The organism is Micromonospora palythoicola, assembly GCF_036689795.1.
GTDB lineage: Bacteria > Actinomycetota > Actinomycetes > Mycobacteriales > Micromonosporaceae > Micromonospora > Micromonospora palythoicola.
Genome location: NZ_JBAGKI010000109.1, coordinates 1 through 10,075 on the forward strand (window position 1 = coordinate 1; position 10,075 = coordinate 10,075).

Genomic DNA, 10,075 nt, shown 5'->3' on the forward strand with positions numbered 1-10,075 from the left:
CCGGGCCCGGCCGGGGGGGTGGAGCCGCCGGGCCGGGTGGGTCACAGGGCCAGGCAGTTGGGGTTGATCGCGGCGTCGCGCAGGGCCTGCCGGACGACGGTGTAGGTGGTGCCGTCGAGCACCAGGCCGAGGTGGCCGACCACGCGCAGCGGGCACCGGGACTGGATCAGTACGTTCGTCGCCCCGTCGGCCAGCATCGCGTTGTCCACCGGTCGGACCAGTTCGTCCTGCCAGGTGCGCACCGTGGTCCAGCGCACCGGTGCCGGGGTGTCGTCGCCCGCGTTGAGGGCGGTGAGGAACGACGACCCGATGGTCATCTGTTGGCAGGCGACCACGCCAGCGCAGCTGCCCAGGCCGAGGAACGACACGATGTTCGCCACGTAGGTGCCGTACTGCGGGGTGCCCAGGCTGACATAGCGTCCGACGGCCTCGCCGCCGCCGAGATTCTTGATGTAGTAGCGGCTGACCAGGCCGCCTTCGGAGTGTGCGACCAGGTCGACCTTGGCACCCACGGCAGCGGCGCGGACCTGTCCCACGTATCCGCGCAGGCCGGCGGCGGACGCGGTGATGTCGCCGAGCCCGAGGTTGGGCAACTGGTAGATCCAGACCCGGTACCCGTCGGCGCGTAGCCGGGCGGCGAGTGGTTCGTAGACGGCCGCGATCCCGCTGAGCCCACCGACCACGATGACCGGATTTGCACCGGCCAGCGCCCGCAGGTCGTCGGTCGCCGCCGCACCGGTCGGCGCGCCGTCGGCGGGTTCGGCTCCGCCGGTGGACGCAACGTCGGCGGGTGCGGCTCCGGTTAATGCGCCGTCGGCGGGTGCGGCTCCGGTGGACGCGACGTCGGCGGGTTCGGCTCCGGTGGACGCGCCGTTCCGGACGGACGATGCGCCGGTGCCGGCGGACCCGGTGACACCGTCGGGTGCGCCGGCCGGATCGGCTGCGGCGGGGGTGCCGGTGGCGGTGGCGACGCGGGTGGGCGCTGCGGTGGCGGGTGGAGCGGCGGTGGCGGGTGGAGCGGCGGTGGCGGCGGTGGCGGCGGGAGCCGCTAGGACGGCGAAGACGGTGAGAGCCAGGACGGGGACAGCCTTTCGGAGCAGCATCGCTGCACCTCCCAAGGGGATCCCGGGGTTACCGGGTGGAGGCGGTGGGATGTCCGATCGACCGTGCACTGATGATGCGGGTCACAATCCAGAAACGTCAATGAAAAGTTACGCACGAGTAGCGGCTGTCCGCGTCGGGCGTCCGGGAGCACGGCGGCAGCGGGCTGCTCGCGGCGCCGTCCGGCGGCAGCGGCAGCGGCAGCGGCAGCGGCAGCGGCAGCGGCAGCACTGTCCACGCACGACGAACGCCGCACGCACCGGGTGGGTGCGTGCGGCGTCGAGTTCGGCGCGGGTCAGCCGGCGGGTGTGCTCTCCGGCTGCGACTCCGGCTCGGTGCGGGGCGAGCCCTGCTTCACGTACGTCGGGTGCAACTGCACCGGCTGCCGCTCCTGCTGGCGACGCTGCCGAGCCCGGACCCGCAGGTTGAGGAACTCCACGAAGATCGAGAAGGCGATCGGGCCGTACACGTAGCCCTTCGGGATGTGCTGGTCGAAGCTCTCCGCGATCAGGCTCGCGCCGATGAGCAGCAGGAACGACAGGGCCAGCATCTTGACCGTCGGGTGCTGGTTGACGAACCTGCTGACCGCGCCGGCCGAGACCAGCATGATGATCATCGCGATGATCACGGCGGCGACCATGATGGCGAGTTCGTCGACCATGCCGACCGCGGTGATCACCGAGTCGAGCGAGAAGACCACGTCCAGCACCAGGATCTGCGCGATGACCGCGCCGAACGAGACCACCTTGCGGCCCTCGCGCTCGTGGTCGGAACCTTCCAGATGCTCGTGGATCTCGTACGTCGCCTTCCCGACCAGGAATATCCCGCCGAGCAACAGGATCAGGTCACGCCCGGATATCTCCTGCCCGAGCACGGTGAACAGCGGCGCGGTCAGACCGATGATCCAGGACAACGACGCCAGCAACAGCAGGCGGGTGATCAGGGCGAGCGAGATGCCGATCGTCCGGGCCCGGGCCTGCTGGTGCTCGGGCAACCGACCGGACAGGATCGAGATGAACACGACGTTGTCGATGCCCAGCACGATCTCCAGCAGGAGCAGGGTCGCGAACGCGATCCACAGCTCGGGACTGGTCAGGAACTCCATGCCATCCTCGACTCTCACGACCGGCCGCCGGGTCGGCACCCGGACCATCGGCTGATCTGCAACATGATGACCTACCGGGCCACAAACCGCTTCGCAACCCCACCGGCCCCCGGCGCCCTGCCAGCACCGAACCGGCCGCACGAGTTGTGCGCCAAGCCCAATCCAGCGGGATCAGCGGCACGGTTTGCGGCATCACGGCCCTTCGCGGGGGCCGGGAGGCCGCAACATGCCGCATCCCGCGACAGCTTCCCCGGCGACCTCCGGCCGCATGCCACGACAGCGGCTCCGGCCGCCCTCCGGCCGCGCGCCACGACAGCGGCCCGGCCGGTCCTGGCCGCCGTCACGGCAGCGGCTCGGACAGCCCTCCGGCTGCCGAGCCCGGGGCCTACGCCACGTACGGATCGATGGCATGCTGTGGCCGTGCCCGGCACCCCACCCCCCGACGAACGGCTGCGGGTGATGCCGTGGTGGCTGGTGCTCGTCGGGCTGCTGCTGGCCACCCTGCTCGGCTGGTGGGTGCTGTCCTGGCTGCTCGACGAGGCCGACCGCGCCACCGCGCCGGACACCCGGGCCACGCTGCGCGTCGACGCCATCCGCACCGGGTTGACCGTGGTCGCCGGCACCGGTGGCGGGCTGGCACTGCTGCTCGCCGCCCGGCGACAGTGGATAAGCGAGCGGGCGCAACGGCACCAGGAGGTCGTCGCCGCCGCCGACCAGGAGCACCGCGACCGGGTGCAGGCGCACGTTGAGGCGGTCGCCGAGGCCGGGCAGCGGCACCAGGAGCAGCAGGCCGAGGCCGCCGCGCACGACGCCGCCGAGCGCCGGCTGACCGAGCTGTACACGCGGGCCGTCGAACTGCTCGGCAACGACAACGCCGCGGTACGCCTCGGCGGCCTGCACGCCCTGGAACGACTCGGCCAGGACAACCCGGCGCAGCGTACGACGATCGTGGGGGTGCTCTGCGCGTACCTGCGGATGCCGTCGCCGGACGACGCGCGGGAGACGGAGGTACGCCGCAGCGCGCAGCGGGTGTTGACCCGGCACCTGCGCGCGGACGACGACGCCTTCTGGCCCGGCGTGCGCCTGGACCTGACCGGCGCGCGACTCGACGACTTCGACGCCACCGGGTGCACCCTCCACGACGCCGACCTGAACGACGCCACCTGCACCGGCACCACCCGGTTCACCGGGGCGACGCTGACCGGGCGGCTGGCCCTCGGCGCGGGCTTCGACACCCTCCTGCTCGACGGGGTCGGCGGCGACGCGGCGATCGTCCTGGACGGCGCCCGGGTGACCGGCCGGCTCAGCGCCGACGGGGCCGAGTTCGGTGGCCCGCTGTCGGTCCAGCGGGCCACCCTCGGCGAGACCTCCTGGCGGGGCAGCACGTTCCACCGGACCGCCACCTTCGACCACACCACAGTCACCGGCAGCGCCAGCTTCCGTGAGGCCCAGTTCCACGGTGGACTGTCCATGGAGCACAGCTCGTTCGGCGGTGACGCCGTGTTCAGCCGGGCCCGCTTCGCCGACCTGGTCCTGTTCCGCTGGACCGAGTTCGGGGGTGAAGCCTCGTTCGCCGACGCCCGCTTCGCCGGGGCGGCCAGCTTCGGCCGGGCCCGCTTCCACGGCCCGGTCACCTTCGAGGGCGCCACCCCGGCCCGCCGCCCCCTGTTCGACCAGGCCCGCGCCACCACGTCGGCACACCACACCTGGCCCGAGGGCACGCACGCCGAGCCCCTGGACACCGACTGGCTCCTGCTCACCGACCCGTAGCCCCCGCCGCCTGTCACCCTGACACCGCCACGACCCGCTGTCGCCCGACGCCGGCACGACTTGCGGCATGTCGCGATATCACGCGCCCCGGAAAGGCCGACATGCCGCATCCCGCGAGCCCCACCAGGAACGGACACGCCGCCCCCTCAGGTTTACGGGGACGGCACGGAAGCGACTTGCGGCATGTCGCGGCATCACGTGCCCCGGAGACGCCGTCATGCCGCATCCCGCGACCGCCGTGGCAGCGGGCCGACCGCATCGACGGGTGCTGTTAGCATCACCGGCGGACGCGTCCAGCACCCATGAGGATCCGGCGAATCGATGTCCCCGAACGAGCAGGATCCGTACGTGCTTCTCGGCGTCAGCCGGGAAGCGTCAGTGGCTGAGATACGCCAGCGTTACCTGATCCTGGTGCAGGTCTGGCACCCGGACAAGCATCAGTCGAGCCCGGAGAACGTTCGCGAAGAAGCGACCCGGCAGATGCAGCAGATCAATCGGGCGTACAAACTCCTCACCGATGTTCGGGAACGCGAGACGCGCGAACGCCAGGCCCGCCAGGCCGAGGAACAGCAACGCGCGGAGCGCCAGCGGGCGGGCGGTGGGCAGCGGGCCCACGACTGGGCAGCCCAGCAACGCGAGGCGCGCGAGCAGGAGGCCCGGGATCGGGCGGCGGACGCACGACGGGCCCGGGAGCACGCGGCACGTGAGGCCCGTGAGCAGGAAGCCCGCGAGCGCGAGGTGCGCGAACGGGCGGAGGCCGAGCGGCTGGCGCGGATACGCGAGCGGGAGGCACGCGAGCATCAGCATCCTCGCGCCCGGTGGACGCATCCCCGGTTCGAGCCGGTGCATCTACCGGAACCGCTGACCATCGAACCGATAACCATCTCGTTGTCGGATGGCGCCGAGGGTTACACGCTGGTGGCTCGATCCGAGTTCGAGGAGTCGGTGGTCTTCTTTCCCGGCGCCGACGGCGAGCTGCTCCTGTTTCGCGCCAAGGAGACGCTGCACCGGTACCTGACCGAGACCAGCTCCCACGAGCTGGCCGCCGTTCCCGGTTGGGACGAGTTCATGAACTCGATTCTCAAGGCCGGAATCAGCGTCGACGACGATCGGTCGTACGACTTCGGGCTGATTCTCTACAGCATCAGGCACCCGGTGACCGAGTGGGTTCCCCGGCTCTTCATCACCAACCGCGATCTCCTGGTGGACATCGCGGAGGCGTTCGGGATCGCCGAGGCGTTGGAGCTGTTGCACGTCGGCTCGGCGATCGACACGCTCGACGATCTGATGCGGGTCGCCGACCGACCACTCGCCGGATGGGGCGCACGGCGTCGGCTCGACGCCATGAATTCGGGGCCGGCCACCAGCGCGTGGCGCAGGGTGATCCGGACCGTCGAGAAACGCGTACGGTGGCTGCGCTGAGCGGCCAGCCTCGTCACTGCTGCGGGTCGCTGTCACCGGCCTGAATGGACCGGGCGGTCGACAGCAGCGACCCGCCGAACTCCGGGGTCGTCAGCACGTTGACCGCGACGCCGGGCTCGACGAGCCAGAACGCCTGGCCGCCGTCGTGCAGGCCGGGGCCGTCACCGTGCGGGAACTCGCTGAGCTGCCACTCGGCGGGGTCGCGCTCGTGATACCCGCAGAGGAATTCCCGTAGCGCGGTCAGGTCGACCAGCCGCTCCCCGCGCAACACGTGGACCCGCAGATCCACGCGATGGCCGTCGGGCGTCTGGCGCTCCCAGACCCGGCTGGCGAAACGTACGTCGTCCCACTCGGTGGCGAAGTCCGACACCTCGTCGCCGACACCGTCCGGCACCTGCCCGATGTGGAAGCCGTCGAGCACCCCACCGTCGCGCGTCTCGCCGCTGCTCATCCCACCGCCTCGATCGGTTTCCGACTCAGTTGCCCAGCGCGCGTACCTTGGCGATCGTCTCCTGGACGTGCTGCCGGGCGGGCTCGTGCCCCTGGGCCGCCTGGGCGAGCGCCTGCCGGTACGAGTCGATCATGTTGATCAACGGCCCGGCGGCCACGCCCTGCAGGGCCCCGGCGACAAGCTGCCGGGCCTCGGCCGCGTCCTGCGCCGCCGCCGCTGTCTTCGCCTTCGCCTCGTCCAGCTTCTGGGCCGCCGCCGCCAGCCTGGCGATCATCTCCGCCGCGCTCACACGCCCTCCCCACGATCGCACCACACCGGCGTCGCCGCTCGCTCACCAGCAGCGACCACACAGGAGCCTACGAGAACCACTCGCCCGCCGCGACCACCCGACCTCGCCCGAACCACACACAACCTCCTGCGCCGCCAGCCACCCGCACCGCACCGCCAGGAACGCCGTTGGCCGAGTCGGGACGGGCCGATCGGAGCCTCGACGGCGTCGGGTCAGCGCATGGCGCGGAAGAGCAGCAGATAACCGCAGTAGGCGAGGGGGACCGCGAGGAAGCAGAGCAGGAACCCCAGGACCGGATAGCGGGGTGGGGTGACGGCCCCGACAGCGGGCCGCCCCCAGCGGCCGAGCACCAGCCACCCCCCGATCAGCGCGACCGCGGGCAGGCCGGCGCACATCCAGGCGACCAGGGTGCCGAAGCCGACCACGCCGACGCCCGAGGCGAGCGCCATCACCAGCATGAGCAGCACGGCGACGCCCGCGAACCCGAGGTAGACGGCGACCGCCCGGGCCATCGGGGACCAGCTCGGCAGCAGCGCCGGTTGTTGGGCGAGCAGTTCCGCCTGCTGTCCGTGCCGGTCGGCCTCGTCGGCCCAGCGCCGGGCCAACTCCAGCTCCGTCGCCGGGTCGACCTCACCCGCGCGTGGGCTCGGCACCCCCGCCGCCGTCGCGCTCACCGCCACCGGCAGCGCCGGGTTCGTCTCCCCCACACCAACCGGGGAGTACGCCCCGACATCCGACCGCCCCGGGGCGGCGGCTGCGCCGCCGGCCGACCCCGTCCACCCATCAGCCGGATACCCGGACGGGCCCGCCGGCCGACCGGACGTCCCGGGCACCGGCACCGCGCTCCCGGGCGGGCCGGCCGGGGCCGGTGGTCCGGGCGGGTCTGCCGGCCGACCGGGCGGGCCGGACACCGGCGCTGCGCTCGACGGTGGTCCGGGCGGCGGACCACCGGGCAGGAATCCGCCCGGCGGGACACCGGTCGGCGCGCCGGTGGACACCTGGCCAGGTGCCATGCCCAGGGTGCGGCCGAGGTGGTCGAGGCGCTGCCCCTGGGCGGTCAGCCGCCGGTCGAGGTACTCCACCGCGGCCCCGAGATCCCGCTGCCGTTCGGCCTCGGCGGCGGCGCCCTGCTCCCCGGCGCGGTGCTGCACGGCGAGGTGGCGGGCCAGCGCCGCGTACTCGTCGAAGGTGGACACGCCTCACTCCTGCCCGTCGGAGGGATGACCGTCGCGGACGAACGGCACGATCAACCGGACCCGCTGGTCGTGCCGGTCCACCAGCAGTGCCCGGTCCGCGCGGGGAGTGTAGGCGAGGTCGTGCACGCCGAGGTGCAGGCCGAGATCCGAGCCGGGCACGTTCAACGCGACCAGGCAGGCGACGTCGTCGCGGTTCTGCGTGCCGCCGAGGTCGTCGGCGAGCCGACGCAGGCCACGCCACCAGCCGAGCAGGTGCACCCCGTGGCCGGGCCCCTGCCGCAGCAGCGCCCGCAGGTCGTCGTGGCCGGAGCGGAACGTGGTGGGGTCGCTCTCGGCGAGCAGACCGGCGGCAGCGTCCACCCCGAACACCACCAGGTAGGCGCGCTCGGGTCGGTCACCGCTTCCGCTGGCGGTGAGGGCGCGGATCCGGTCGCGCAGGGCGGCGGCGTCGATCCGCTCGACCCGGTGCCCGGCGGCGGCCAGCATGGCGGCCGTGTCGTCGGCGGCCGGGTCGGCGGCGGCGACCAGCGGAGCGAGCACGAACGCCACCTCGCCGGGGGCGTGCTGGCGGGCCAGGCTCAGGGTGGCTGCCCGCAGCACCTCGGCCCCGGCGGACGAGGTGCCGACCACGGCCAGGTGCCGGCCCGGGGCGGTGTCCATGATGAACAGGGCGGTGGTGCCGTCCACGTCGACCGTCCGACCGACAAGCGCCAGCGGCCGGCGACCACCCGGACGCAGCCCGGTGAAGGTGGCGTCGTCCTCGACCCGAGCGGTGGCGTAGCCACGGAACACCGACGGCGGGCGGGCGCCCGCCGGGCGGGCCTGCCACAGATCGTGGCGCAGCCGGGTCAACTCGCCGGTAGCGGCGTGCGCGTCGGGGAAGCGGAGCACGGTGTTCGCCCCGGGCGCACCGGCGGCGGTGTTGACCACGGCCGAGCCGACCGGCAGGGTCGCCGCGGCGTCGTTGAGTTGGTCGAGCACTCCCCCGCCGCCGGGCAGCGCCACCCGCAGGGCGAACTGCCCGAAGACCGCCTCGGCCCGGCCGTAGAGCGCCTCGATCCCCGTCGTGCTCTGGCTGGCCAGCACCAGGTGCACGCCGTACGAGCGGCCCTTGCGGGCCAGTTCCTCCAGCAGGTCGACCGACTCGCGGGCCACCGGGTCGTTGCCGGCCAGCAGCACGTGGAACTCGTCGATCACGGCGACGATCCGGGGCACCGGGGTGTCGGCGGGCAGGTCGGCGAGCTTGGTGACGCCGTGCCGCTTGAGGGCGGTGGCCCGCCGGTGCAGTTCACGGCGCAGCTCGCGCAGCACGGCCACGCCGTACTCCCGGTCGCTCTCGATGCCGACGGCGCGGGCGTGCGGCAGCCACGACGGGTCACGTTCGGTGGGCACGAACTCGGTGAAGCTGACCCCCTCCTTGAAGTCCAGAAGGTAGAGCTGCAACTCGGTCGGCGGGTAGCGGGCGGCCAGGCCGTACAGGACGTCGAGGAGGAAGACCGTCTTGCCGGCGCCGGTACGCCCGCCAACCAGCCAGTGCGGGGTGGCGTCGTCGAAGCCCATGGTGACCGGGTCGCGTCCGGCCCGGCCGACCACGGTCCGCAGGCCCGCCCGGGCGGAGGCGGTCCACCGCTGCCCAGGCAGCAGGTCGGCGAAGTCGACCGCCGCGCCGCGCCGGGCGGCCTCGCCCAGGTGGGTGGCGAGCGCGGCGACGGAGGCCGGCGGCGGGTCGCCGTCGAGGACCACCGACGCGGCCAGCCCGCTGCCGTCGGCGCTGAACGGCGTGCCGGGCGGATCACCGACCCGGGCGTATCCGTCGGTCAGTCGCAGCGTCGTGGTGGCGCCCAGCGGTGGAGCGGACTCGCCCGGCCCGGCCGGCGGCCAGCCGGCGAGCAGCACACAGACGGCGGCGGCCGGGCCGGCGTGGGTGAGCGCGGCCAGCCGGGCGGCCTCGCGGGGCGACGGGACGGACGCGGCGACCAGCAGCAGCAGGTCCTGGTCCGGGTGGTCGGCCTGCCGGGCGGTCCGGGCGTGCCGCTCGGCGGCGTCGAGCAGCGCGGTCACCTCCGCCTCGGTGGTGGCGGGCGGGTCGACGACTCCGGCGTCGAGCAGTGGTCGCAGTGGACCGAAGGTGGCGCCGAGGGCGGCGGTGTCCAGCGCGGCGACCCGCACGCCACCGGGTGCGGCGGTGGCCAGCAGTCGCAGCACCAGCGCCCGGAGCAGCCCAGCGACCGCCGGGTGCCGGCCGTCACCGTCGATCGCCAGGTGGTGCCCGGCGCCCAGGGGCAGCAGCACCGGGAACCCACCGCCGGCGGTGACCGCCTCCCCGACGCGCACCGGCACGGGTCGGCGGGTCAGTGGGGTGCCCGGGGTCGGGGTGGCCAGCGCGGCACCGACCCTCGCCAGCCGGGCCAGCAGGTCGGTGTCGACCACCGGAGCGGCCGGCGTGGTGGCGTTCAGCGCGGTGCGGGCGGAGTCAAGATGCGCACGGGCCGCCCGGTGGGCGGCGACCGCCTGCTCGTACGCCGACGCGAGCCTGCCCACACCCTGCCCCTCACCGCCGAGCGCCGCCTGATCGCAGAAACCCTAACGGACGGCGGCGACACCGGCACGTGTCCGATCCGGACGTGTCGGGGCGCGACCCGGCCGGCGCGGCGCACGGCGGCCCCCCGGTCCGAACCGCCCCGCGGGCCCCCCGCCCGGGGCCCCGGCGGCCCCGGGGTGGGCCCGCCCCGTGGCCCCGC

At 73.7% G+C, this 10,075-nt stretch carries 8 protein-coding genes; 2 read left to right on the top strand and 6 right to left on the bottom strand.

Going from position 1 to position 10,075, the window contains the following annotated elements:
• Nucleotides 1–41: 41 nt before the first annotated feature.
• Together V5O40_RS27140 and V5O40_RS27145 are read right to left on the bottom strand one after the other, a co-directional pair.
• Nucleotides 42–1,103: a lipase family alpha/beta hydrolase gene (locus V5O40_RS27140; protein WP_332908093.1), complete on the bottom strand. Its 1,062-nt coding sequence runs from the start codon at nt 1,101–1,103 to the stop codon at nt 42–44.
• A 293-nt stretch (nt 1,104–1,396) separates the two neighbouring features.
• Entirely contained in the window at nt 1,397–2,206 is an 810-nt protein-coding gene (locus tag V5O40_RS27145; protein ID WP_332908094.1) for a TerC family protein, read from the bottom strand.
• Nucleotides 2,207–2,626: 420 nt separating this feature from the next.
• On the opposite strand from V5O40_RS27145, the gene V5O40_RS27150 reads away from it, so the two are divergent.
• Complete coding sequence (locus V5O40_RS27150) at nt 2,627–3,976, top strand: pentapeptide repeat-containing protein (protein ID WP_332908095.1); 1,350 nt, start codon at nt 2,627–2,629, stop codon at nt 3,974–3,976.
• 321 nt (nt 3,977–4,297) lie between these two features.
• A complete protein-coding gene (locus V5O40_RS27155; RefSeq protein WP_332908096.1) occupies nt 4,298–5,398 on the top strand; it encodes a J domain-containing protein in 1,101 nt (366 codons plus the stop codon).
• 13 nt (nt 5,399–5,411) lie between these two features.
• Here the strand turns inward: V5O40_RS27155 and V5O40_RS27160 are convergent, their stop codons facing one another.
• The 4 genes from V5O40_RS27160 to V5O40_RS27175 form a co-directional block, all read right to left on the bottom strand.
• Nucleotides 5,412–5,849: a hypothetical protein gene (locus V5O40_RS27160; RefSeq protein WP_332908097.1), complete on the bottom strand. Its 438-nt coding sequence runs from the start codon at nt 5,847–5,849 to the stop codon at nt 5,412–5,414.
• Nucleotides 5,850–5,874: 25 nt separating this feature from the next.
• Nucleotides 5,875–6,138 (bottom strand): DUF6244 family protein, encoded by a 264-nt coding sequence (locus tag V5O40_RS27165; protein WP_204014823.1) that lies wholly within the window; start codon nt 6,136–6,138, stop codon nt 5,875–5,877.
• A 212-nt stretch (nt 6,139–6,350) separates the two neighbouring features.
• Nucleotides 6,351–7,334: a hypothetical protein gene (locus tag V5O40_RS27170; RefSeq protein ID WP_332908098.1), complete on the bottom strand. Its 984-nt coding sequence runs from the start codon at nt 7,332–7,334 to the stop codon at nt 6,351–6,353.
• Between the two features lie 3 nt (nt 7,335–7,337).
• On the bottom strand, nt 7,338–9,875 hold the full coding sequence (locus V5O40_RS27175; RefSeq protein WP_332908099.1) for an FtsK/SpoIIIE domain-containing protein: 2,538 nt from the start codon (nt 9,873–9,875) through the stop codon (nt 7,338–7,340).
• Nucleotides 9,876–10,075 lie beyond the last annotated feature (200 nt).